This is a genomic window from Nocardia sp. NBC_01009 (genome assembly GCF_045208035.1).
Lineage (GTDB): Bacteria > Actinomycetota > Actinomycetes > Mycobacteriales > Mycobacteriaceae > Nocardia.
This window is the reverse complement of the sequence record NZ_CP108695.1, coordinates 3,492,365-3,515,731: the sequence shown is the minus strand read 5'-3', so window position 1 is coordinate 3,515,731 and position 23,367 is coordinate 3,492,365. Positions and strand designations below refer to the sequence as shown.

At 68.3% G+C, this 23,367-nt stretch carries 21 protein-coding genes and 1 riboswitch; of the genes, 19 read left to right on the top strand and 2 right to left on the bottom strand.

Features of this window, described 5'->3' with window-relative positions; all coding sequences use genetic code 11:
* The first annotated feature begins 83 nt into the window (after positions 1-83).
* From OHA42_RS15720 to OHA42_RS15710, 3 genes are read left to right on the top strand one after another with little or no spacing between them, the layout of a single operon-like run.
* Positions 84-857, top strand: a complete 774-nt coding sequence (locus OHA42_RS15720) for a carotenoid biosynthesis protein (protein ID WP_406239387.1) — start codon at positions 84-86, stop codon at positions 855-857.
* A gap of 26 nt (positions 858-883) precedes the next feature.
* The gene (locus OHA42_RS15715) at positions 884-1,651 is read left to right on the top strand and encodes an LppM family (lipo)protein (protein WP_406237847.1); all 768 of its coding nucleotides are present in this window, start codon (positions 884-886) and stop codon (positions 1,649-1,651) included.
* 4 nt (positions 1,652-1,655) lie between these two features.
* Complete coding sequence (locus tag OHA42_RS15710) at positions 1,656-2,840, top strand: glycosyltransferase (RefSeq protein ID WP_406237845.1); 1,185 nt, start codon at positions 1,656-1,658, stop codon at positions 2,838-2,840.
* 222 nt (positions 2,841-3,062) lie between these two features.
* Here the strand turns inward: OHA42_RS15710 and OHA42_RS15705 are convergent, their stop codons facing one another.
* Positions 3,063-3,779: a hypothetical protein gene (locus OHA42_RS15705; protein ID WP_406237843.1), complete on the bottom strand. Its 717-nt coding sequence runs from the start codon at positions 3,777-3,779 to the stop codon at positions 3,063-3,065.
* 285 nt (positions 3,780-4,064) lie between these two features.
* Positions 4,065-4,158, top strand: a riboswitch (SAM riboswitch).
* A gap of 439 nt (positions 4,159-4,597) precedes the next feature.
* On the opposite strand from OHA42_RS15705, the gene OHA42_RS15700 reads away from it, so the two are divergent.
* The 14 genes from OHA42_RS15700 (at position 4,598) to OHA42_RS15635 (ending at position 19,179) form a co-directional block, all read left to right on the top strand.
* A complete protein-coding gene (locus OHA42_RS15700) occupies positions 4,598-5,533 on the top strand; it encodes an amino acid ABC transporter permease (RefSeq protein WP_406239385.1) in 936 nt (311 codons plus the stop codon).
* Positions 5,530-6,333 carry an amino acid ABC transporter ATP-binding protein gene (locus OHA42_RS15695; RefSeq protein WP_406237841.1) on the top strand — a complete coding sequence of 268 codons (804 nt, stop codon included), beginning with the start codon at positions 5,530-5,532 and terminating at the stop codon, positions 6,331-6,333. Before OHA42_RS15700 ends, OHA42_RS15695 begins: the two co-directional genes overlap by 4 nt.
* 22 nt (positions 6,334-6,355) lie before the next feature.
* Complete coding sequence (locus OHA42_RS15690) at positions 6,356-7,330, top strand: ABC transporter substrate-binding protein (RefSeq protein ID WP_406237839.1); 975 nt, start codon at positions 6,356-6,358, stop codon at positions 7,328-7,330.
* Positions 7,331-7,337: 7 nt separating this feature from the next.
* A complete protein-coding gene (locus OHA42_RS15685) occupies positions 7,338-7,901 on the top strand; it encodes a GNAT family N-acetyltransferase (RefSeq protein WP_406237837.1) in 564 nt (187 codons plus the stop codon).
* Entirely contained in the window at positions 7,898-9,037 is a 1,140-nt protein-coding gene (locus OHA42_RS15680) for an LLM class flavin-dependent oxidoreductase (protein WP_406237836.1), read from the top strand. The genes OHA42_RS15685 and OHA42_RS15680 overlap by 4 nt, the downstream gene beginning before the upstream one ends.
* A complete protein-coding gene (locus tag OHA42_RS15675) occupies positions 9,034-10,653 on the top strand; it encodes an ABC transporter substrate-binding protein (RefSeq protein WP_406237834.1) in 1,620 nt (539 codons plus the stop codon). Before OHA42_RS15680 ends, OHA42_RS15675 begins: the two co-directional genes overlap by 4 nt.
* A 2-nt stretch (positions 10,654-10,655) precedes the next feature.
* Entirely contained in the window at positions 10,656-11,660 is a 1,005-nt protein-coding gene (locus OHA42_RS15670) for an ABC transporter permease (RefSeq protein WP_406237832.1), read from the top strand.
* Positions 11,653-11,904: a hypothetical protein gene (locus OHA42_RS15665; RefSeq protein ID WP_406237831.1), complete on the top strand. Its 252-nt coding sequence runs from the start codon at positions 11,653-11,655 to the stop codon at positions 11,902-11,904. The genes OHA42_RS15670 and OHA42_RS15665 overlap by 8 nt, the downstream gene beginning before the upstream one ends.
* Complete coding sequence (locus OHA42_RS15660; protein WP_406237829.1) at positions 11,897-12,769, top strand: ABC transporter permease; 873 nt, start codon at positions 11,897-11,899, stop codon at positions 12,767-12,769. Before OHA42_RS15665 ends, OHA42_RS15660 begins: the two co-directional genes overlap by 8 nt.
* Positions 12,766-14,553: a dipeptide ABC transporter ATP-binding protein gene (locus OHA42_RS15655; RefSeq protein ID WP_406237827.1), complete on the top strand. Its 1,788-nt coding sequence runs from the start codon at positions 12,766-12,768 to the stop codon at positions 14,551-14,553. Before OHA42_RS15660 ends, OHA42_RS15655 begins: the two co-directional genes overlap by 4 nt.
* A 93-nt stretch (positions 14,554-14,646) precedes the next feature.
* Entirely contained in the window at positions 14,647-15,852 is a 1,206-nt protein-coding gene (locus tag OHA42_RS15650; protein ID WP_406237825.1) for an LLM class flavin-dependent oxidoreductase, read from the top strand.
* Positions 15,852-17,228 (top strand): NtaA/DmoA family FMN-dependent monooxygenase, encoded by a 1,377-nt coding sequence (locus tag OHA42_RS15645; protein WP_406237823.1) that lies wholly within the window; start codon positions 15,852-15,854, stop codon positions 17,226-17,228. Before OHA42_RS15650 ends, OHA42_RS15645 begins: the two co-directional genes overlap by 1 nt.
* Positions 17,225-18,031: a DUF1684 domain-containing protein gene (locus tag OHA42_RS15640; RefSeq protein WP_406237821.1), complete on the top strand. Its 807-nt coding sequence runs from the start codon at positions 17,225-17,227 to the stop codon at positions 18,029-18,031. Before OHA42_RS15645 ends, OHA42_RS15640 begins: the two co-directional genes overlap by 4 nt.
* On the top strand, positions 18,028-19,179 hold the full coding sequence (locus OHA42_RS15635; protein ID WP_406237820.1) for an LLM class flavin-dependent oxidoreductase: 1,152 nt from the start codon (positions 18,028-18,030) through the stop codon (positions 19,177-19,179). Before OHA42_RS15640 ends, OHA42_RS15635 begins: the two co-directional genes overlap by 4 nt.
* A 202-nt stretch (positions 19,180-19,381) precedes the next feature.
* Here OHA42_RS15635 and OHA42_RS15630 read toward each other — a convergent pair whose 3' ends face one another.
* On the bottom strand, positions 19,382-20,383 hold the full coding sequence (locus tag OHA42_RS15630; RefSeq protein WP_406237818.1) for a methylenetetrahydrofolate reductase: 1,002 nt from the start codon (positions 20,381-20,383) through the stop codon (positions 19,382-19,384).
* Positions 20,384-20,571: 188 nt separating this feature from the next.
* Here OHA42_RS15630 and OHA42_RS15625 point away from each other — a divergent pair, with 188 nt between their 5' ends.
* Together OHA42_RS15625 and crtI are read left to right on the top strand one after the other, a co-directional pair.
* Entirely contained in the window at positions 20,572-21,765 is a 1,194-nt protein-coding gene (locus tag OHA42_RS15625) for a polyprenyl synthetase family protein (RefSeq protein ID WP_406237816.1), read from the top strand.
* A complete protein-coding gene (gene crtI / locus OHA42_RS15620; protein WP_406237814.1) occupies positions 21,762-23,345 on the top strand; it encodes a phytoene desaturase family protein in 1,584 nt (527 codons plus the stop codon). The genes OHA42_RS15625 and crtI overlap by 4 nt, the downstream gene beginning before the upstream one ends.
* Positions 23,346-23,367: the final 22 nt, after the last annotated feature.

Below are 23,367 nucleotides of genomic sequence, written 5' to 3'. Positions count from 1 at the left end.
TGCGACAACTCGCGACGACGGGATCCGCTGACGCGACCGCTGTTGCACCACGGCCGCGAGACCTGATTCCCGCGCTCTCGGCGATGCTGTTGGTCCTCGCGCAGATCGCCTATCCGCTGACCTCGGGGGTCGGCCGCGATCAGGTGACCGTCGTGGTGGTGTTGCTTTCGGCGGCCACCGCGCTGGTCCATGCCGGGATGACTCGCGGACCGAGATATGCTGCCGGATTTCTGGTCATCGTGTCGGGGTCGGGGCTGGTTGCCGAGATCATCGGCACCGCAACGGGTTTCCCGTTCGGCTGTTACGACTACGCGGACGGCAGGCTCGGTCCAGCCGTGGCCGGGGTGCCGCTGGTGGTGGCACTGGCCTGGACCGGCGGGCTGTATCCGGTCTGGGTGGTGGCCGGTTTCTTGACGCGCCGGGCGGTCGGCCGGATCGGGTTGACGGCGGTGGGCGCGGTGGGGTGGGACCTATTTCTGGATCCGCAGATGGTCGCCGATGGGCAGTGGAGCTGGTGCGATGTCGATTCGGGGCTGCCAGGGCTCGCCGGGATTCCGTATACCAATTATCTGGGCTGGTTCGCGGTGGCGCTGCTGATGGCCCTGGCGCTGACCGGTTGGGAACGCACCGCGCGCGACGTGCGGCCGTCGCGCTCGACCATCGCGGTCCCGGTCGTTGTTTTCCTGTGGACCTGGCTCGGGTCCGCACTTGCACACGTGGTGTTCTTGGGGCTGCCCGCCTCGGCCTGTTACGGCGGGATCGGGCTCGGGATTCTCGGAGTACCGCTGGTAGTGCGGCTGCGTCGGTCCCGAGGGCGACACAACGGCGACGGTTCCGCCCGTCGCGTGGCCATCTGAACCGATGGCCTGGCACGATGTGACCCGTGCAGCCGAGTCCTCTCACCACGCCGCTAGATGCTCCGGTTCTACCGTCGCCGCGCTCGCCCCGATTAGGGGTCAGGGTCGCGGCGGCAGTCCTGCTGGCGGCATTGCTGGTGCCCGTGCTCGCCGGCTGCCTGCGCGTGCAGGTATCGATGGGCGTGTCGTCCAATGACCGGGTGTCGGGACGGATCGTCGCCGCAGTCGTCCCGGTCGACCCCAACGACAAGGGCCCGCAGCTGAAGTCGCCCGACTCGCTGGCGGCGAAGGTCCGGGTGGAGCCCTACAACCAGGACGGGTATGTAGGCAGCAAGGTGTTCTTCGAGGATCTTTCCTTCGGTGAGGTCTCCCAACTCGGCGGCCTGTCCGAACAGACACAGGGCATGTTCAACCTGCAGTTCCAGCGCACCGGCGACCTGGTCAGTCTCACCGGCAGGGTCGACCTGAAATCCGTTCCGCCGCACGGCTCGGACGTGCAGTTCACGGTGGCGTTCCCGTCGCGCGTCGCCAAGACCAACGGCAACCGCGAAGACGATTCCACCGTCTCGTGGAAACTGCCGCCCGGTGATGTGTCCACGTTGCGCGCCGAGGTCAGCTACGCCGACCCGAACACCCGCTCCTTCGCAGGATGGGCGGGCATCGTCGGCGGCATCACCCTTGCCGTCGCCGCGATCGTCGCCGCGCTGGCCTTCATGAATCGCAACCCCGCGCCGCCCGGCGCGCCCGAGGGCTTCTCGTTCAGCAGCTTGTGGCAGCCGCGGCGGCGCCGCTGAGCCAGTGACCGAGCGCGTCATCCGACGGCCCGCCGACGCGGATCTCTGTCCATCGACACTGGCACTGACCCGTATCGGCACCGGTATTGCGCTGACCGGAAGTGCGATCGCGCTCTACAACCGGTTGACCGTGCCCAGACTGCCCGAGGTCGCCACCCCTGTCGTCGAACCGATCGCCGTCTGCGTTCCTGCGCGTAACGAGGCGGTGCGGCTACCCGCGCTGATCGGCGATCTGCGGGCGCAGGTCGGGGTCCCCCGATTGCGGGTGCTGATCCTCGATGACGCCTCCATCGATGACACCCATGCCGCAGCCATCGACGCGATAGCAGGCGACGAGCGATTCATGGTGTTGCGCAACGAGATCGAGCCCGGACCTGGGTGGACGGGCAAGGCCGCGGCTTGCGCACGGTTGGCCGAGCTAGTCGACGCACCCACGGTGATCTTTCTCGATGCCGATGTCCGGCTGGCACCGCACGCGATCGCTTCGGCGTCAGCCGAATTCCACCGTCGCGGTGTCGCACTGCTGTCGCCGTGGCCGAGACAGCGAACCGGATCGGTGCCCGAGGCCCTGGTGCAACCGCTGCTGTGCTGGTCGTGGGCAGCCACGCTGCCGATTTCGATCGCCAACCGCAGCAGCAGACCGTCGACAGCGGTCGCCTGCGGGCAGTTCCTCGTCTTCGATACCGCCGCCTACCGCGCCGTCGGCGGCCATGGCGCGGTGGCGGCCAGTCCCACCGAGGACCTGGATATCGCTCGAGTCTTGCGCCGCAATGGCTTCCGCACCGCGCTGGTCGCCGCGGGACGCCAGGCGGAGACCAGAATGTACTGTGGCGCCGCCGAACTGGAAGCGGGCTACACCCGCTGGCTGTGGTCCGCCTACGGCGGCTCCGCAGGTGTCGGTGCGGCCGTCGGAGCCATTGCCGCGCTGGCCTATTGGGTTCCACCGCTGGCCGCTGTCGCAGGTAGCGGGGTGCTCCGTCGCGCAGGCCTGCTCGGCTACTCCGCCGCGGTGGCAGGCAGGCTACTGTCTCGTTCCACCGAGGCGGGCAGCCCCGTCACAGCCACGGATGTCCTTGCGGCACTCGCACATCCACTGTCCATCGGCGCATACCTCGGCCTGTGGGCGCGATCCCGCAGCGCACATCGACGCGGCGCACTGCGCTGGAAAGACCGCCCCCTCCCGCCCTGACCCGGTCCGCCCCGCATCCGCTGCAGCGGACCCCGCAGCGTCCGTACTCCTGCTCCGTCCCCACACCCCGTGCTGTAACCGGACAACCACCAACCGGGTGCGCAGCTGTGACACGGGGGTGTGCGGATCGACACCGAGTGCGGCTGCCGTCGGGCGCACCGGTGTGTTGCCTTCGGCTCCCGCGCCCGTTGATTCCGGACGGGAGTGTCGGGGCAGACCGAGCTATGGGACCGCGGTGATACCGATGGTCGGGAGGAAGAAGCAGGAGTGGCCGTTGTTTTCGACAGTGCCGAAGACGGCGGCGAGCACGGTTCCCGAGCCCGTGTCGACCGGGACGGCGCGGATGCCGCCGACCGGGAGGGCAGCGAAGAAGAAGTCCTGGATCGCGCGTTCGGCGAGGGGGCGGATTTCTGCGGGAACCTCGGCGGGGACCATAGCCCGGAGGACGTCGGAGAGCAGGCCCATCGAGGTGGCGCCGCTGCGCCCGTTGCTCAGGTTCATCCAGGCGACGCGCATGCCCGACACGGTCGAAGTGTCGGGGGCAACACCGTAGGGCACGAAGGTGAACATGGCCTGGCCGGCTTTCACGGCGGTGAGGTCGAGGCCGGGGATGTTCACCGTAGTTTTGGGCCACGGGCCGGGAATAGCGCCCGCGATGGCGGGGACCAGGCCGAGGGTGCCGGCGTCGGAGCAGAATGCCGCGGCGGTCGGATACAGGAAGGGGTCCATGCCGACGGCGCGAAGCGCTTGCACCGCCGATTGATACGCGCCGAGCAGATCGGTGGGCGCGGCTGTCTGGGCGAGACCGGGGCGCTCAGCGGCCGCAGCCGGGGCGGGGGCCGCCGGGGCGCCGAAAGCGGTGGCAGGGGCGGCAAGGGCTAGCGCGGCCGTACTCGTCGCGATGGCGGTCAGCGTGGTCAGACGGCGCACAACGGTCACTTCGGACCCTCCTCAACGTCGGCACGATCGAGGTCAGGGTACTTCGGCAAACTCGCTGAGCAGGGAATTTGTGACATAGCAATTTCCGGCGCGTCGCACGCCACGCGATCTGCGATTCGGATCCATGAGGTGGGCGCTGCTCACGGCGACGGGCTAAATAGTCGCGGGAACCGGCCTCTCGGACAAGGGCTGCGCTCACGCTGATTCGTAACCTTGTTCTGGAGTGCCCTTACTTCGCATGCTATTTCGGCTAGACCCCTCGACGGCCCGCGCTCGCCGCGGGTCGCACCATCCAGAGCGACCGAGAGACCTGGCTCGTCGACGTCGCAGCAACCCCCCGCTCGCCGGGTGCGGGTGCTTCCGCCGGGAACGATGGAGGAAACCGAAATGATCACCGAGCAATGCGTCAACCGCTGGGCCCGTCGACATGTCGACCAGTGCCACATCACCGCCGCGAGCTGTCGCGACTGACCGCACCGCCAGATTGTGCACCCGTCACTGGCCGGGTGATGTGACCGCCTGATGAGGGGCCGGTCTCGTTCGTTTCTTCGAAGGACCTCGATATGAGTGCGTCCATCGCATCCGGCGCAGCCGTCTGCGGCCCAGCCGCTGCCGTCGGCGGTGCACCCAGCTCCCCCGACAGCCCCGGCACAACGGCTGCACCCGGCGAGCCCGTCACCCCGGCATCCGGCGAACCCGCCACTTCCGACACCGTCGAGTCCCATGGCATCGCCCAGCCGCCCAGCGCGGGTGCGACGACCTCTGCCTTGCGATCCACCGCCGCCATCGGTGTGCCCGGAACCACCGCGACCGAAGACGTGGCTGCCGCACGCAGCACGCCCGCGCTGAAGGTTGCTCCGACCCGGCACCCGTGGCGGTGGGTGATCAGTGCGGTGGCGCTGGTGCTGCTTGCACAGTTCGTCCATGGTTTGGTGACCAATCCCGGCTGGGATTGGTCCACGTTCGCGAAATACTTCACCGCGAAGTCGGTGCTGTCGGCGCTGCAGGTCACGCTGGAGCTCACGCTGTGGGGCACGGCGCTCGGGTTCCTGATCGGTACCGCGCTCGCGATCGCACGACTGTCGAACAATCCCGTGCTGCGGGTGATCTCGTGGGTCTACATCTGGGCGTTCCGATCGATTCCGTTGATCGTGCAGCTGCTGTTCTGGTTCAACCTCGCCTACCTGTACAACACCCTGTCCCTCGGAATCCCGTTCGGCCCTTCATTCCTGACCTTCGAGGTGAACGGCGTGATCAGCGGGTTCAGCGCGGCGGTGATCGGATTGGCGCTGCACCAGGCGGCGTACTCGGCCGAGATCATCCGCGCCGGTTTCATCTCCGTCGATCCCGGCCAGCTGGAAGCGGCGGCGGCACTCGGTATTCCGCGGCTGCGCCAGTTCCGCACCATCGTCGTTCCCCAAGCGATGCGCTCCATCCTGCCGAACGCGACCAACGAGGTGATCAGCCTGTTCAAGGGCACCTCGATTGTGTCGGTGATGGCGATCGCCGAACTCTTCTACCAGGTCCAGGTGGTCTACGGCCGCAATGGCCGAGTGGTGCCGCTGCTGATGGTCGCCACGGTCTGGTACATCATCCTGACCACGATCCTGTCGGTGGCGCAGTTCTACATCGAACGTCACTACGCCAAGGGCGCGCAGCGCACACCGCCGCCGACACCGTGGCAGCGGGCCTGGCAGCGGCTGCGCGAGGTTGCCGACATCGGTTCGGCCGCACCGCGTGGAGCGACCCGATGAGCGCCGGGGCACTCGAGACAGTCGAACAGCGCACCGGAGCGGCTCCCGCCGTCGAGGTCCGCGGCGTGCGCAAATCGTATGGCGCACACGAGGTGCTTCGCGGCATCGATCTGACCGTCGCCAGGGGCGAAGTGGTCGCTGTGATCGGCCCCTCCGGTTCCGGCAAATCGACGCTGCTGCGGGTGATCAACCATCTGGAGCCGCTAGCGGCGGGCACCGTGCACATCGACGGCGAGCTGATCGGATATCGGCAGCGCCGCAACACTTTGCACGCACTGTCCGACCGCGAGGTCCGCAAGCAGCGCTCGCACATCGGTTTCGTGTTCCAGCAATTCAATCTCTTCCCGCATCTGACGGTGCTCGACAACGTCACGCTCGCGCCGATTTCCGCGCAGGGCCGCCCACGTCAGGAGGTCGAGCGCGAGGCGAAGGCGCTGCTGGACCGCGTCGGCATCGGCGAGCTCGCCGATGTCTACCCGCGGCGGCTGTCCGGCGGACAGCAGCAACGGGTGGCGATCGCACGGGCGTTGGCGCTGCGACCGCCGGTGATCCTCTTCGACGAACCCACCTCCGCGCTGGACCCCGAGCTGGTCGGCGAGGTTCTCGACGTGATCCGCGGACTTGCCGACGGCGGCACCGCGCTGGTCATCGTCACCCACGAGATCGGTTTCGCCCGCGAGGTCGCCGACACTGTCGTGTTCCTCGATGCGGGCGCGATCGTCGAGCAGGGCGCACCCGCCGCGGTTCTCGACAACCCCGAACATCCGCGCACCCGCGCATTTCTGTCCCGAGTCCGCTGAGCGCACGATGCGCGCTCCCCTGATGAACAGGTATTCGATGAAGTTCTCCGCCCTGGTCGGCGTCGCCGCCACGGTCGCAGTGCTGGTCTCCGGCTGCGGCACCGATCCCGACGAGGATACCGTCGTCGCCCCTGCGGGCACGGTCGCCTTCGACCTCTCCCCCGCCCAGTCGGGCCGGGTGCACACAGCCAAGGTCGACGCCATCGCCGCCGAGGTGCCCCAATCCATTCGCGACCGCGGCACTCTGGTGGTGACCGGCGCGTCCGGCACCGCACCTCCGCTGCGCTTCTACGCCACCGACGACAAGACCGTGGTGGGTTCCGAGATCGACTTCGCCACCCTGATCGCCGATATCCTCGGACTGAAACTCGAAGCGACGGTGGCAGATTGGACACAGAACTTCGTCCGGGTGGATTCCGGCGAGGTGGATGCGTTCATCAGCAATGTCACCGTCACCGAGGAACGCAAAGAGAAGTACGACTTCGCCACCTACCGCACCGACAACGTCGCACTCGAGACCCCCAAGGACAGCACGCTCGACTACCGGGACCGTAAGAGCCTGGCAGGCAAGCGTATCGGCGTCGGCACCGGCACCAACCAGGAACAGCTGCTGGTGAAGTGGAACGAGCAGAACGCCGCCGACAAACTGCCCGCCATCGACATCGCCTACTTCGACAAGACCACCGACTACTATCTGGCGCTCGCCTCGCATCGCCTCGACGGCTACATCGGCCCCAACCCCACCGCGATCTACCACGCGGCAACCGCGGATCAGACCAAGATCGTGGCCACCTTCTCCGGCGCGGGCGAGGCGCTCCAAGGCGAGATCGGCGTGCTCACCAAGAAGGACAACGGGCTGATCGGCGCGGTGCACAAGGCCATCGACCACGCCATCCGGTCGGGCACCTACCAGCAGGTCATCGACCGGTGGGGGCTGAAGACCGAAACGGTGACCAGCTCGCGGATCAACCCGCCCGGCCTGCCGAAGAAGTCGTGACAGCCCGATGACACAGCGACTTTCCTCGAATCGGCGACTCTCCCCGGCCACACGACCCGAGCTGTGCGTGCACGCGGTCGCCCAGGACGATCCGTTGGCCACGCCCCTGCTCGCAGAGCTCGCCGTCGAATACAGCACACGCTACGGCCGGACCGTCGGTGCGGTGCACGACTCGCTGCGCGACTATCCGGCCGCGGAGTTCGCGGCACCGGACGGTGCGCTGCTGGTCGTCACCCGCGACGGCGAACCCGTGGCAGGTGGCGCTTTCCGACGCTACGACGACGACACCGCGGAGCTGAAACGCATCTGGACCGCACGTGAGCACCGCAGGCAGGGACTCGGGCTCTTCGTGCTCGAACAGCTGGAGACCGAGATCGCACGGCGTGGCTACCGCCGCATCTACCTGACTACGGGTCCGCGCCAGCCCGAGGCCGTCGCCCTGTATCTGGCCCACGGTTACACCGCGCTCTACGACCCGGACATCCCGTCGGAAGAGATCGGCCCGCATCCCTTCGAGAAGTACCTGCCCGCCCCACATCCCGCCTCCGACCCGGTAGGAGCCCACGCATGAAGTTCCTGCTGTTCACCTTGGTCACCCGGGTTCCGGACCCGATAACCGGACGGCTGCCCGGCACCAGGGAGCGACTGCGCAATGTCATCGAGCAGGCGGGCATCGCCGAAGAGCTCGGCTACGACGGGTTCGCCGTCGGCGAGCGGCACGAGGATCCGTTCCTGTCGGCCGCACCGCCGGTGATCCTGAGCCACATCGCCGCGGTCACCTCGCGCATCTCGTTGTTCACCGCGGTCACCACGCTGAGCCTGCTGGATCCGGTGCGCGCCTTCGAGGACTACTCGACGCTGGACAATCTCTCCGGCGGCAGACTCGAACTGATCATCGGCAAGGGCAACGGCAGTGCACAGGCGGAGCTGTTCCACGTCACCACCGACGATCAGTGGGACCGCAATCGTGAAGGCTACGAGCTGTTCCGGGAGCTCTGGGCCAGCGACAGCGTGACATGGTCCGGCCGGTTCCGGCCCGAACTCCGCGCGGCAAAGGCGCTGCCACGACCGTGGCAGCCGCGTATCCGCATCTGGCACGGCAGTGCGACGAGTCGCGACTCGGTGGAACTGGCCGCGCGCCACGGTGATCCGCTGTTCTCGGCGAATGTCACCAATCCCATCGAGCCGTATGCCGAGCTGGTGCGCCACTACCGGGAGCGGTGGGAGTTCCACGGGCACGACCCCGCCGATGCCATGGTCGGCGCGGGTACCGCCGGATTCCACGTGGCCAGGACCTCGCAGGAGGCCGCGGAGGCGTTCCGGCCGATCTTCGAGGCGCGACTCGCGCTGGCCCGCAAGCTCGGGTTGCCGGTGGTGTTCGAGACCCTCGACGACTTCCTCGCCCGCAGCTCGGCGTTGGTCGGCAGCCCGGAGCAGGTGATCGACAAGGTCGGCCGTCAGCACGAGCACTTCGGCCACGAGGTGACCCACCTGGCCGCGGATCGCGACGGACGCACCGCGATTGCGCACCGCGACAGCCTCGAGCTGTTCCAGTCCGCAGTTGCGCCGGAACTGCGCAGACGGATCCAGAGCAGGCCATTGGCCGTGCACACGGCCACCGATCATCCCGTTCGACCCACCACCGACTACGACCTCGATTCCCAGGGCGACCTCGTCCGCACCGAAACATCTGGAGTACCACAGTGATCCGACCCCGCTATCGAATCGCGGCCGTGGCCGCAGCCGTCACCGCGGCCGCGAGCCTCGCCGCCTGCGGCAGTGATTCGGCAGGGACCGGCGCCGACGCGGGCCCGCCCAAGCCGGGCGGCACGCTGCGCTACGGCCTGTCGGTGGCGCCGACCTGCTCGGATCCCGCACAGTCGGGCACCAACCAGACGCTGTATGTCAGCCGTCAGATCGTGGATTCGCTGACCGATCAGGATCCGAAGACCGGTGAACTGAAGCCCTGGCTTGCGCAGAGTTGGGAGGTCACCCCCGACGCGAAGGTCTTCACCTTCCACCTCTTCGACGGCGTCACCTTCAGCGACGGCACGCCGCTGACCGCGGAATCGGTGCAGAAGACCTTCGACTCGGTCCTCGAGCTGGGCGCGGCGAAGGCGCCGCTCGGCGCGAGCTATCTCACCAACTATGTCGCGACCACTCCGGTGGACAAGCTCACCGCCCGCGTGGAGTTCAGCAAGCCGAATGCCCAATTCCTGCAGGCCACCTCGACCGCGCAGCTCGGCATCCTCGCCGACGTCACCACCGCGAAACCCGCCGAACAACGCTGCGCGGGCGACAACGTCGGCAGCGGCCCGTTCACCTACGCGAGCTACCGGCAGGATGCCTCGGCGACGCTGGCCAAACGCGCCGGATACCACTGGGGTTCGGCGGTGTTCGCGCACCGCGGTGAGGCCTACCTCGACAAGATCGAGTTCACCGTCGTCCCCGAGTCCGGCGTCCGCACCGGCAGTCTCGGCTCCAATCAACTCGATGCCATCAGCGACGCCCTGCCGCAGGACGCGCCCCAGATCGAGGCGACCGGCGGGCGGGTCCTGAGCACCGCGAACCCGGGCGTGCCGTTCGGCTTCCAGCCCAATGTCACCCGCGGGCCACTGCGCGATCCCGCGGTCCGCCAGGCGCTGCTGCCTGCCATCGACCGCAAGCAGCTCATCGACACCGTGCTCGGCCCGCAATTCAAGACCGCGACGAGCTCGCTGGCCAGCACCACGCCGGGCTATCAGGATCTGTCGGCCACACTGCCCTTCGACCAAGCCAAAGCACGCAGCATCCTCGATCAGGCGGGCTGGACACCGGCCGGCGACGGCATCCGCGTGAAGAACGGTGAGCGGCTGGCCTTCTCGGTCCTGTTCAGCCAGGTGTTCGCGGGCAATCAGGCGATCCTCGAACTGGTGCAGCAGCAGCTGCGCCAGATCGGCGTCGAACTGCGGCTGGATCTGGTTGCGGTCGCGGAGTACACCGCGCGGCAGAACGCCAAGGACTACGACAGTGTCTACTACAACAGCACCCGCGCCGACGGCGACATCCTGCGCACCGCATTCAGCGTGGACAGTCGCAATCTCAATGTGCGCGAGCGTATCCCGACGCTGGACGACGCACTCGACGGACAGTTGAGCACCGGCGACGCCGCCGCACGCAACGCCCTCATCCGCACCGCGCAGCAGGCGGTACTGGATTCGGGTCTGTGGATTCCGACGGTCGAACTGTCGCAGGCCATCGGTGCCGGCGGCAACGTGCAGGATCTGAAGTTCGAGGCCTCGGCGCGACTGCAGTTCTTCGACACCTGGCTGAGTGGGCAGTAGCGATGGCGCGCTACGTGACGCTGCGAGCACTGCAGGCGGTGGGAGTGCTGTGGGCGGCCTTCAGCATCTCGTTCGTGGTGCTCTACCTCCTGCCCGCCGACCCGGTGTCCATCGCCGCCGACGCGGGCGGTTCGGGCACGGCGGTGGACAAGGCCGCGGTCGCGGAACTGCAGGCCAGGTATGGGCTGGATCGTCCACTGTGGGAGCAGTACTGGACGGCGCTGACGCACGCGGTGCGCGGCGACCTCGGCCATTCCATCTCGACCGGCCAACCGGTCACCAACGCGATCGGTGACGCACTGCCCTCGACGCTCGGATTGGCGTCGCTGGCATTACTTTTCGCGACCGTCGGTGGTGTGTCGGTGGCCTTCGCCGCGACGTACTCGCGTCGCCCCTGGCTGCGCAACGCGCTGCGGTCGCTGCCCTCGCTCGGCGTTTCGGTGCCGACCTTCTGGACCGGACTGCTTCTGCTGCAACTGTTCTCGTTCCAGTTCCGGCTTGTCCCGGCATTCGGTGGCCACGGCTTCGCAGGAACCATCCTGCCCGCCGTTACCCTCGCCATCCCGATCGGCGCGGTGATCGCCCAGGTGCTCGCGACCGGACTGGAATCGACGTGGCGGCAGCCGTTCGTCGATGTGGCCGTGGCCAAGGGCGGTTCGCGCTGGTGGGTGCAGCGCAAGCATGTGCTGCGCTCGGCGGCGCTGCCCACCTTCACCATCGCGGGTGTGCTGGTCGGCAACATGCTGGCCGGATCGGTGGTGGTGGAGACCGTGTTCGCCCGCACCGGCGTCGGACGTCTCACTCAGACGTCCGTGCTCGCCCAGGACATTCCGGTCGTGCAAGGCATCGTGCTGCTGACCTCGGCTGTCTTCGTCACGGTCAATCTCGCGGTGGACCTGCTCTATCCGCTGCTGGATCCGCGCATCGCGGGGCGCACCCGTCGTGCGCCGAACGAGACCACCGCCGACATCATCACCACCGGCGAGGAGGTGGGTGCCCGTGCCTGATCTACCCGCGGCATCGTTGCCGAAACGACTGGGGCTCTCGTGGCGGTCGTTGCGCCGGATCACCCCACCGATACCTACTGCACGCACGTTCGTGGCCGACCGTGGATCGGCGCAGTGGCGCGATGCCCCCGTCGTGCGTGACAACACCGTGCTGGCTCTGCTGCCGGAATGGCCTTCCCTCGGCTTCGCCTTCGTGCCGTGGCTGCGCATCGACAACATTGCGGAGGTGAACGTCCATGGTTGACGTACTCGACGAGCGGCGCAGCGTGGCAGCGCCGTGGTTGCGGCGGCCAGTATTGCGAGGGAAGACCTTGCGCGGCAATACGGCGCAGATCATCGCCGTCCTGGTCGTACTGATCGCACTGGGGTGGGCGCTGTTGCCGTCGGTGTTCGCCAGTGGCGATCCGCTGACCGGCGTGCCCGCCGAGAAGTTCCGTGGGCCGAGCGCTCAGCACTGGTTCGGCACCGACAATCTCGGCGGCGACCTCTACACAAGGATGGTGCACGGTGCGGGACTTTCGCTGACCGCAACGCTCTCGGCGGTGGCGATCGCGCTGGTCGCCGGGTCGGTGCTCGGCTTGCTGTCCGGGTCGATCGGCGGTGTCCTCGACACCCTCATCATGCGATTCGTCGACGTGCTGCTGTCGATTCCCGCGCTGCTGCTTTCGCTGGCTCTGGTCACCGCGCTCGGGTTCGGCACCCGCAATGTGGCTATCGCCGTGGGTGTTTCGCTGGTCGCCAACTTCGCCAGGGTGATGCGCTCGGAAGTGCTGCGGGTACGCCAAGCACCGTTCGTGGAAGCGGCGCATGCCTCCGGCGTCCGCTGGTACAGCGTGCTCGCCCGACACGTGCTGCCCAACGCCTACCAACCGGTACTCGCCCTTGCCGCGGTCGAATTCGGCATGGCGGTGCTCTCGGTCTCGGCGTTGAGCTTCCTCGGCTACGGCGCGAAACCGCCTACTCCCGAATGGGGCTCACTGATCTCCGAGGGCCGCAACTACCTCGCCACCGCCTGGTGGATGACCACACTGCCGGGCCTGGTGATCATCGCGGTCGTCCTGGCCGCCCAGCGCCTCGGCCGCGCCGTCAGCGGGAGTGAGCACGCATGAGCAACAAAGATTTCCGCAGCGTCTATCCGGCCGATGACGACGCCCTACAAACGAGCGAAGGTGACGGGCCAGCCGGCGGCCGGCCGCTGGTGACGGTCGCCGAAGCGCCGGTACACACCAGCGCCGACCCTCTCGCACCCGGCGCGATCGGGGTCGAATCATCGGCACCCGATGCCGCGCTCCTTCGCATCGACGGTCTCCATGTTCGCTACCGGTCCGACTCCGGTCCCGTCACCGCGTTGGCCGGTTCCTCGCTCACCGTGGCACGTGGTGAGGTTGTCGCCTTGGTCGGTGAATCCGGTTCCGGTAAGTCGACGCTCGCGCAGGCAGTGATCGGGTTGCTCGGGCCGAATGCCGAGATCAACGGCGGGACGGTCACTTTCGACGGGGAGATCGTGGACACCGGGTCCGAGCGGGCGGTGCGGCGACTGCGCGGGGCGCGGATCGGATTCGTCCCGCAGGATCCCGGGCTGTCGTTGAATCCGGTGCAGCGGGTGGGCGATCAGGTCGCCGAGGCGTTGATCGTGCACGGTCTGGCCGACCGGCGCGGCGCCAAGCGGCGGGCGGTGGAGTTGCTCACCGAGGCCGGGCTCGATCGGCCGGAACTGCGGGCCAGGCAGTATCCGCACGAGTTGTCCGGCGGACAGCGGCAGCGGGTGCTGATCGCGGCCGCGCTGATCTGCGGGCCGGAGCTGGTGATCGCCGACGAGCCGACCAGTGCGTTGGATGCGACGGTGGCACGCCGGGTGCTCGATGGGCTTGCCGCGCAGATCACCGCCCGCGGCACGGCCGTCCTGCTGATCACCCACGATCTCGCGGTGGCCGCCGAGCGAGCCGATCGCCTGGTGGTGCTCAACGGCGGCGAGGTCGTCGAAACCGGTCCCACCGCAGCGGTGCTCGCCGAACCTCGGCACCCCTACACGAAGCGCCTGCTCGCGGCATCGCCGAGCCTGGCTCCGTTCGGCGGGTTCCGGCCGCGCCGCAACAGCGAAGAAAAGCCGCTGCTGTCGGTTCGCGAGGTGCACAAGCGCTTCCGTGCGCATTCCGGCGGATCGGTGACCGCGGTCGCCGGTGTCGGCTTCGACCTCGGACGGGGCGAAACGCTGTCGCTCGTCGGCGAATCCGGCTCCGGCAAGTCCACCACCGCACGCATCGCCCTACGGCTCTGCGAACCCGACAGCGGTGCGGTCACCTTCGACGGACACGAGCTGACAAAGGTCCGGGGACCCGAGCTGCGGGCGCTGCGCCGGCGCTTCCAGGTGGTGTACCAGAACCCCTATGCCTCCCTCGACCCACGCTGGCGCGTCGGGTCGATCATCGAGGAACCGTTGCGCGCGTATGGAGTCGGCGACCGCAAAGCCCGGCAGGCGCGGGTGCGGGAACTACTCGGACAGGTTGCGCTGCCGGAGCAATTCAGCCGGCGGCGCCCCGCCGAACTGTCCGGCGGGCAGCGGCAGCGGGTCGCCATCGCGCGAGCGCTCGCGCTGCACCCCGACCTGCTCGTACTCGACGAACCGGTCTCCGCGCTGGACGCCTCGGTGCAGGCCCAGATCCTGGAACTGCTCGACCGTCTTCAGGCCGAACTGCGATTGAGCTATCTGTTCATCTCGCACGACCTGGCAGTGGTGCGCCGGATCAGCGACCGGGTCGCGGTGATGCGCAACGGACGCATCGTCGAAACCGGCCACACCGCCGATATTTTCGACAACCCCCAGCACGAGTACACCCGGGAACTGTTGTCGGCCATCCCCGCCCACGCCGCCGTCACGAAAGGGCAGTCCTGATGCACATCCTTGCCCGCCCCTGCCGCGACGGCGCACAGATCGCCATAGCAGCGGACTACCCACCCCTCGAATCGACTGGAAAGGATCGTGCTGATGTCTGATTCGGACTTCTTCCTCGGTGTGGAGCTCACCGGAACCGGTGTGCATCCGGCGTCGTGGCGCCGCGACGATTCGCGTGCCGAGGATCTGTTCACCGGCGGCTACTGGGTAGACACGATCGCAGCCGCCGAAAGCGCCGGGTTGGATGCGGTTTTCGTGCCCGATTCGTTCGGCGTGCAGCAGGGCGGCGCCGGGGTCGCCAGAGGCGTGCTCGATGCGGTCGCTATCGCCGCCAGGGTCGCCGCGCGCACCCACCGCATCGGACTGATCGCGCAGGCTGCGGTGACGCACACCGAACCGTTCCATCTGTCCAAGGCGATCGCGAGCCTCGATTTCGCCTCGCTCGGCCGCGCGGGCTGGGAGGTCACCGTCTCCGAAGGCGCCGAGCAGGCACGGGCATTCGGCCGCAAGGACGCCCAGGCGGACGAGTCGCTGTGGCACGAGGCGGACGAGGCGATCGATGCGGTCACGCGGCTGTGGGACAGCTGGGAGGACGACGCGGAGATCCGCGACCAGTCGACCGGCCGCTTCGTCGACAGGGACAAGCTGCACTACATCGACTTCGTCGGCGAGAACTTTTCGGTCAAGGGCCCGTCGATCACCCCGCGTGCTCCGCAGGGTCTGCCGATCATCGCGGTCCGCGCCGCCGACGCCCTGAGCACGGCGGTGGCGGTCCACCGCGCCGACCTGATCCGCGTCGCCGCCGCCGATCTCGACGCGGCGGCGGCACAACGCACGGCGCTGCGTGCCGCGCTCGCGGCGGCGGGCCGCGATCCCGACGAGGTCCGAGTGCTACTGGATATCGACATCCACCTGGCCGACACGGTGGCCGCGGCGCAGGACGAGGTGGCTCAACTGGACCGCTGGGCCGACCCGATCTCCACGGCGGACACCAACGCACCGAACACGCTGCGCCACTTCGGCACTCCGGACACGCTGCGCGAACTCATCGCCACCCTCCGCACTCGCGCCGACGGCATCGTCCTGCGCCCCCTCGCCGCACCTGCCGCCCTCCGTCTCCTCGCCGCAGCACCCCTGCCCGGGATCCACACCCGTTCAGGGCACCCAGAAGGAGTGCGAATCCCGGCAACAGGTGCGGACAGCAGAAACCCAGGCACCCTGCGGTCACGCCTCGGGTTGGCGCGGCCGGCCAGCCGCTACGCGCAAATCTCCACCGCTACTTCGGAAGGGACACTGTGATGAGTGGGAAACCTCGCAAGGCGGTTCATCTTGCCGCCCACTTTCCGGGGGTGAACAACACCACCGTGTGGAGTGATCCGGCATCGAAGAGTCAGATCGATTTCACGTCGTTCGTGCATCTGGCCCAGACCGCCGAGCGCGGGTTGTTCGACTTCTTCTTTCTTGCCGAGGGGCTGCGGCTGCGCGAACATCTCGGACGGATCCACGATCTCGATGTCGCGGGCAGACCGGATACGTTCACCGTGCTGAATGCACTGGCCGCGGTCACCGACAAGCTCGGGCTGGCGGGGACTATCAACAGCACCTACAACGAGCCCTTCGAGTTGGCCAAGCAGTTCGCGTCGTTGGATCATCTCTCGGGTGGTCGGGCGGCATGGAATGTCGTCACCTCGTCGGATGCCTTCACCGGCGAAAATTTCCGGCGCGGCGGCTATCTCGAGCACAGTCAGCGCTACCGGCGGGCCGCCGAGGTTGTCGAAGTCAGCCGCGCGCTGTGGGACAGCTGGCCGGGCGATTCGCTGGTGGTAGATCGTGGGGCGGGCGTCTTCGCCCGCGATGTTCCCGAAATCAGCTATCGCAATACACAATTCGATATCTCGGGCCGGTTCGTGCTGCCACCGAGTCCGCAGGGACACCCCGTGTTGCTGCAGGCAGGCGATTCCGACGAGGGCCGGGAGTTCGGTGCGGCCAGCGCCGACGCCATCTTCACCGGGCACGGCTCGCTGGCAGCTGGGCAGAAGTTCTATGCGGATGTGAAAGGCCGCTTGGCGAAATACGGCCGCACCTCCGACGAGCTGAAGATTCTGCCCGCCGCGACCTTCGTGCTCGGCGACACCGCCGAGGACGCGCAGGAGCGGGCCAGGCACATCCGACTCCAGCAGGTCGGCCCGCAGACCGCGATCGCCTTCCTCGAACAGGTGTGGGGCCGTGATCTTTCCGGCTACGACCCGGACGGACCGCTGCCCGATGTCGAACCATCCGGCGACGCCACCATCACCCGCGGCCGGGTACGCCACGCGAAGGACCCGCGCGCCGTGGCCGAGGGATGGCGCGCGAAGGCCGAGGCGGAGCAGCTCAGCATCCGCGAGCTGATCATCGAGGTCACCGCGCGCCAGCAGTTCGTCGGCACGCCGGCCGCGGTCGCCGAGCAGATCGACACCTACGTACAGGCCGACGCCGCGGACGGCTTCATCCTCGTCCCGCATCTCACCCCCGCGGGGCTCGATGAATTCGTCGAGCGCGTGGTACCGGAACTGCAGGAACGCGGCAGTTTCCGCACCGAGTACACCGGCGCCACCCTGCGCGACCATCTCGGCCTGCCCCACCCGCACCAGAACCACCGCAGCACCGCACACGAAGGAGCCCGAGCGTCATGACCACCAGCACCACAACACTTTTCGAGACCGAGTGGGCTTCCTGGCAACACGCCAGAGAGGATCAGCTGCGCGACCCGCTCGGCTTCCTGAGTCTGACCGGACTGCATTGGCTCACCGACCGACCCGAGCGCCTGCCCGGGGTGCCAGGAACCTGGTGGGTGACCGACGACAAAGTGTTCATCACCGCACAGCCCGCCGATCGGCTGGAGTTCGACGGCACCGGCATCGCGGGCGTGCAGATCCTCACCCCCGCCGAAGGCGCACCCGGACTCACTGTGCTGCACGAGGATCGAGTGCTGGAAGTGATTCGCCGCACCGGACAGTACGCGGTACGAGTGCACGATCCGGCCGCGCCGACGCTGCTGAGGTTCGACGGCATCCCGGCCTACGCACCCGATCCGCGCTGGGTGGTCGAGGGCCGATTCGTTCCGTTCGACGCACCGCAGACAGTGACCACCGGCGCCGTTATCGACGGTCTCGAACATCACCACACTGCCGCGGGCACTATCGAATTCCGCATCGGCGAGGTGACCGAACGGGTCATCGCCTTCGGTGAGCCCGCGAACCTGCGGGTGCTGTTCACCGACGCCACCAGCGGTGTCACCACCTACCCCGCGGCCCGCTCGCTGGCCGTGGACGCACCCGACTCCGACGGCACCGTTCGGCTCGACTTCAACCGAGCGGCGAATCTGCCCTGCGCCTTCACCGATTTCGCGACGTGCCCGCTGGCGCCCGCGGAGAACCGGCTGCGCGTGGCCATCGAAGCGGGAGAGCAGAATCCGCGGCTCGGCAGGTCGGCATGAGTATCCCGCTGTCCATCCTCGACCTCGCGCCGATCAGCGCCGGGTCGACCGCGCAGCAGGCCATCCGCAACACCATCGATCTCGCGCAGCACGCCGAAGACTGGGGCTATCACCGGTATTGGCTGGCCGAGCACCATTTCGTTTCGGTGGCCAGCTCCTCATCGATCACGCTGATCGGTCTGGTCGCCGCGGCCACCTCGCGCATCCGGGTCGGCTCGGGCGCGGTGCAGGTGGGGCACCACACATCCGCGTCGATCGTCGAGGCGTTCGGCACCATCGATGCCCTGCACCCGGGTCGCCTCGATCTCGGCCTGGGCCGGTCCGGGCACCGCCGCGCCCAGTTCGGTGCGCAGCCAGAGCATCCGAAGAAGAGTCATCCGGTGCTCGACACGGTGACCGGACGCACCGAGATCAGGGACGGTGTGGTGGTCCCGCCGCCGTTCGATCCCGGCCGGATCGCCGACCGGTCGAAGTTCATCGCTTCGATCGCCGCGCTGCAGCAGGAGGGCGCACAGCCGCTGGACTTCGCCGATCAGGTCGACGAGGTCCGCGCACTGCTCGACGGCACCTACACGAGCGGCGATGGTGTTGCGTTGCACGCGGTTCCTGGCGAGGGCGCGCAGGTGCAGTTGTGGCTGTTCGGCAGCTCGGCAGGCGAAAGTGCCGAACTCGCCGGGCAACTCGGTCTGCCGTTCGCCGCGGCTTACCACGTCGCACCGGGCACTGCGCTGGACGCGGTCGATGCCTATCGGGCGGCCTTCCGGCCGTCGGCCCAGCTGGCCGAGCCCTATGTCGTGATTTCGGCGGATGTGGTCGTCGCGCCGGACGATGCCACCGCACGACGCAGGGCCTCCACCTACGGTCACTGGGTGCACAGCATCCGTAGCGGCGCGGGCGCCGCCGACTATCTCGATCCGGACCAGGCCACTGCGCTGACGCCGGAGCAGCAGCGCCTGGTCGACGACCGCCTGGCCACCCAGTTCGTCGGCGCACCCGCCACCGTCACCCAACGGCTCGCCGCACTGCAACGCGTCACCGGCGCCGACGAACTCCTCGTCACCAGCATCGCCTACGACCACGAGGACCGTCTCGAATCCCATCGCCTGCTCGCCGAGGCGTGGGGGCTGCGCGCCGCCCGCGCTGCCTGAACCGCAGCACCCGATCCGGCGGGCTCCACCGAGGAGGCCGCCGGATCACCTGTCTGTCCTACTTCGGGCTCGAATCTCCCGGTGACCGTCGATCGGCTATCACCGTGAGCTGTTGCGCCGGTATTGCGTCACCGCAGCAGACACCTCGATGCGGCGGGCGTGGCCGCTGGTGGACCCGACCGACTGATCCAGGCTCGACCGATCAGGCGCTGATCGGCGCGGCCGTCACCCCGTAGCCGAGGTTGGTGAGGACCTCGCTGGTCGCCTTCGCGAAGTTGAGGGTGATGAAGTGCAGGCAGGGGGCGCCTTCGTTGATGAGGCGCTGGCCCATTTCGGTGGCGATCTCGATGCCGACCTCGCGGACCGCGGCCTGGTTGGCTTCCGGGTTGTCGCCCGCGGCCCGGTGCAGCCGCTCCGTGACCGCACTGGGCAGCGGGCGGCCGCAGAGTTCCTCGGCGCGCGCGACTGTGCGCAGGGAGGTGATCGGCATCAGCTCGGGGATGATCGGCTTGGCGGCTTCGATCGGGTCGCACGCGGCCATCCGATCGCGCAGGCGCAGATAGTGCTCGACATCGAAGAACATCTGGGTGATCGAATACTCCGCGCCCGCACGCAGTTTCGCGGCCAGGTACCGGGTATCGGTGTCCAGGTCGGGCGAACGGTGATGGCCCTGTGGGAAAGACGCGACGCCCACATGGAAGTCGCCGAGGTCACGCACGATGCGCACCAGTTCCTCGGCATAGGCGACACCCTCGGGATGCTTGGTCCATTCGCCGAGCGGATCGCCCGGCGGGTCACCACGCAGCACCAGGATGTTGCGGATACCGGAATCGGCGTACGCGCCGACCAGCGAGCGCAGCTCGGCGAGGCTGTGCTCGACGGCGGTCAGGTGCGCCACCGGCAGCAACGTGGTCTCCTGCGCCAGGGCGCCGGTCACTCGCACGGTGCGGTCGCGGGTGGACCCGCCCGCGCCGTAGGTCATCGAGACGAAGGCCGGATGCATCCGCTCGAACTGCCGCACCGCACGCCACAGCCTGGCCTCGGCCGTGGCGTCGCGCGGCGGGTTGAATTCCACGGAGAACGGCACCGCAGTGCTCGAATGGGTCCGCAGGCTCTGCACAACCGAGGGTGTTCCAGAGACGTTCGGTGGCGTCGGGGACGGTCGGCCAGGGGTCGAGGGTCCCCGTACGTTGTCGAAAGTCACCGGTCCAGTGTAGTGGCGGGCAGTCGCAGCCTCGCCGGGTCGCCAGGGCTGCTGTTTCGTGCGGCCGCGTATTCTGCGACCAGGCGGCATGGTCGCCACCGCCGAGCAACACGCGCGACAGCCCGGCACCGAAAACTTGCTGCGTCCGGGACAGCACGCACCCGACGCCGTCCACGACCCGCACGACCTTGGAGGCCCCCCTGTCCGCCGGAACCGGTATCCAGACGCCTCGGGGCACGCCGTCGACCGATGCCGGCACGTCGACGGCGTCCAACGACATCGCATCAACCGACTACGCAGCGCTGAAGGCCGGCACCCCCGCCTTCGTCCAGGCCGTCGAAGCGGCGCTCACCGACTTCTTCCGCACCCGCCGGGCCGCAGTCGAACCACTGGGACCGGTATTCGTGCAGGCCGCCGAGGCACTCGTGCTGTTCGTTCTGCGCGGCGGCAAACGGACCAGACCGGCCTTCGCATGGACAGGTTGGCTCGGCGCGGGCGGCGACCCCACCGGATCCGACGCGGCGGCCGTGCTGAAAGCCTGTGCCGCACTGGAATTGGTGCAGGCGTGCGCGCTGATCCACGACGACATCATCGATTCCTCGCGCACCCGCCGCCGCTTCCCCACCGTGCACGTCGACTTCGAGCAGCGCCACCGCGACCGCGGCTGGGCGGGTGATTCCGAGCACTTCGGTGCCAGCGTCGCCATTCTGATCGGTGACCTGGCGCTGGCCTGGGCCGACGATATGGTGCACGCCTCCGGCCTGGAGCCCGCCGCCATCGCCAGGTTCGCGCCGGTCTGGGCGCTGATGCGCACCGAGGTGCTCGGCGGGCAACTGCTCGATATCAACGGCGAGGCAGGCGGCGACGAATCCGTGGCCGCCGCACTCCGAATCAACCGATACAAGACGGCCGCCTACACCGTCGAACGCCCGCTGCACCTCGGCGCGGCCATCGCCGACGCCGAGCCGCGGCTGGTCGAGGACTACCGCACCTTCGGCACCGACATCGGCATCGCCTTCCAGCTGCGCGACGACCTGCTCGGCGTCTTCGGCGACCCCGCCGTCACCGGCAAGCCCTCCGGCGACGACCTGCGCGAGGGCAAACGCACGGTGCTGATCGCCGAGGCGCTACAGCGCGCCGACCGCACCGACCCGGACGCCGCCGCCCTGCTGCGCGCGAGCATCGGCACCGATCTCACCGCCGACGAGGTGGAACACCTGCGTGCCGTACTCACCGGGCTCGGCGCGGTCGACGAGGTGGAACGCCGCATCACCGACCTCACCGAACAGGGCCTGGCCGCCATCGAATCCAGCTCCGCCACCCAGGCCGCCAAGCAGCAACTGCGCGCGATGGCACTGGCGGCGACGAGGCGTGCGGCGTGAAAGTCGTTGCAGGACCGACCGATCGGGTCGTCGTCGTGGGCGCAGGGCTTTCCGGGCTCGCCGCGGCGTTGTATCTGACCGGCGCAGGCCGGACCGTGACGCTACTGGAGCGCGCCGACCACCCGGGCGGTCGCGTCGGGCTGTATCGCGGACCGGATTACGAGATCGACTCGGGCGCGACCGTGCTGACGCTGCCGGAGCTGATCACCGACGCCCTTGCCGCCGTGGGGCGAACCCCGGAATCCTGCACGCCGCCACTGCGCATCCACCGGCTCGCGCCGAGCTATCACGCCCGATTCGCCGACGGCGCCACCATTCGAGTGTTCGCCGACCCGGAGACGATGGCCGAGGAAGTGACCCGGGTCTGCGGGCCGGAGGAGGCGCGCGGCTATCGGCGACTGCGTGCCTGGCTGGCGAAGATCTATGAGGCCGAGTTCGGCGAGTTCATGGACACGAACTTCGATTCGCCGCTGGACATGGTCCGCAAGCCCGAGAAGCGGCGTGCGCTTGCCGCGCTGGTGCGGCTCGGCGGGTTCGGCAGACTCGGGCCGCGTGTCGGCCGGTTCCTGCGTGACAAGCGGCTGGCCCGCCTGTTCACCTTCCAGGCGCTCTATGCGGGCATGCCGCCCGCCGAAGCGCTTGCCGTGTACGGCGCGATCCCCCATATGGACACATCATTGGGCGTCTACTTCCCCGAGGGCGGCATGCGCGCCATCGCCGCCGCCATGGCGGACGCCTTCACCGCCGCGGGCGGCTCCCTGGCACTGAGCACCGAGGTCACCGCGATCGACTACGCAGGCAGACATGCACGACGGGTACGCACCGCCGACGGCCGGACCTTCGACTGCGACGCCCTGGTGCTCACCGCCGATCTCGGCGCCATCGAACGATTCGGGGTGCGCCGCCGCCGACCGCTGCGCGCCGCGCCGTCGGCCGTCGTCGCGCACGGCACCGTCCCCACGCAGGTCGCCGCCACCTGGCCGGTGCAGGCGCACCACACCATCGATTTCGGCGCGGCGTGGGATCGGACGTTCACCGAGATCGCGGCGGGACGCGGGAAGGGCAGGGTGATGAGCGATCCGTCGCTGCTGCTGACGCGGCCCGCGCTCACCGACCCCACCCTCTACGTCGACAGGACCGACGGCCGCCACGAGCCGTTCTCGCTGCTCGCGCCGTGCCCGAATCTCGAATCGGCGCCGCTGGATTGGGACCGGCTAGGCCCGTTCTATCTGCGCGAGCTGCTGAACATCCTGGAATCACGCGGCTACCGCGGCATCACCGAACACTTCACCGTCGATCACCTCGACACCCCGAGCACCTGGCACGCACAAGGCATGCTGGCCGGTACCCCGTTCTCCGCGGCACACCTGTTCCGGCAGACCGGACCATTTCGTCCACGCAATTTTCCGCGCACCAGCGACAATGTAGTTATCGCTGGTTGCGGCACCACCCCAGGCGTGGGAGTGCCCACTACTCTGCTATCTGGAAAACTGGCAGCAAACCGCATAACCGGCGCTCCGAGCCCCGCTCGGGATGAAACCCCACGCACCACCGGGATAGTGTTCCCGGCGAACCACTAAACTCAACGCCGACCTAATTCGC

What these genes read in the sequence shown, in the direction of transcription:
- OHA42_RS15685 (WP_406237837.1), top strand. Translation starts at nt 7,338, where the DNA reads ATGACACAGCGACTTTCCTCGAATCGGCGACTCTCCCCGGCCACACGA.
- OHA42_RS15640 (WP_406237821.1), top strand. Translation starts at nt 17,225, where the DNA reads ATGACCACCAGCACCACAACACTTTTCGAGACCGAGTGGGCTTCCTGG.
- OHA42_RS15720 (WP_406239387.1), top strand. Translation starts at nt 84, where the DNA reads ATGCTGTTGGTCCTCGCGCAGATCGCCTATCCGCTGACCTCGGGGGTC.
- OHA42_RS15635 (WP_406237820.1), top strand. Translation starts at nt 18,028, where the DNA reads ATGAGTATCCCGCTGTCCATCCTCGACCTCGCGCCGATCAGCGCCGGG.
- OHA42_RS15680 (WP_406237836.1), top strand. Translation starts at nt 7,898, where the DNA reads ATGAAGTTCCTGCTGTTCACCTTGGTCACCCGGGTTCCGGACCCGATA.
- OHA42_RS15645 (WP_406237823.1), top strand. Translation starts at nt 15,852, where the DNA reads ATGAGTGGGAAACCTCGCAAGGCGGTTCATCTTGCCGCCCACTTTCCG.
- OHA42_RS15670 (WP_406237832.1), top strand. Translation starts at nt 10,656, where the DNA reads ATGGCGCGCTACGTGACGCTGCGAGCACTGCAGGCGGTGGGAGTGCTG.
- OHA42_RS15690 (WP_406237839.1), top strand. Translation starts at nt 6,356, where the DNA reads ATGAACAGGTATTCGATGAAGTTCTCCGCCCTGGTCGGCGTCGCCGCC.
- OHA42_RS15695 (WP_406237841.1), top strand. Translation starts at nt 5,530, where the DNA reads ATGAGCGCCGGGGCACTCGAGACAGTCGAACAGCGCACCGGAGCGGCT.
- OHA42_RS15660 (WP_406237829.1), top strand. Translation starts at nt 11,897, where the DNA reads ATGGTTGACGTACTCGACGAGCGGCGCAGCGTGGCAGCGCCGTGGTTG.
- OHA42_RS15655 (WP_406237827.1), top strand. Translation starts at nt 12,766, where the DNA reads ATGAGCAACAAAGATTTCCGCAGCGTCTATCCGGCCGATGACGACGCC.
- OHA42_RS15650 (WP_406237825.1), top strand. Translation starts at nt 14,647, where the DNA reads ATGTCTGATTCGGACTTCTTCCTCGGTGTGGAGCTCACCGGAACCGGT.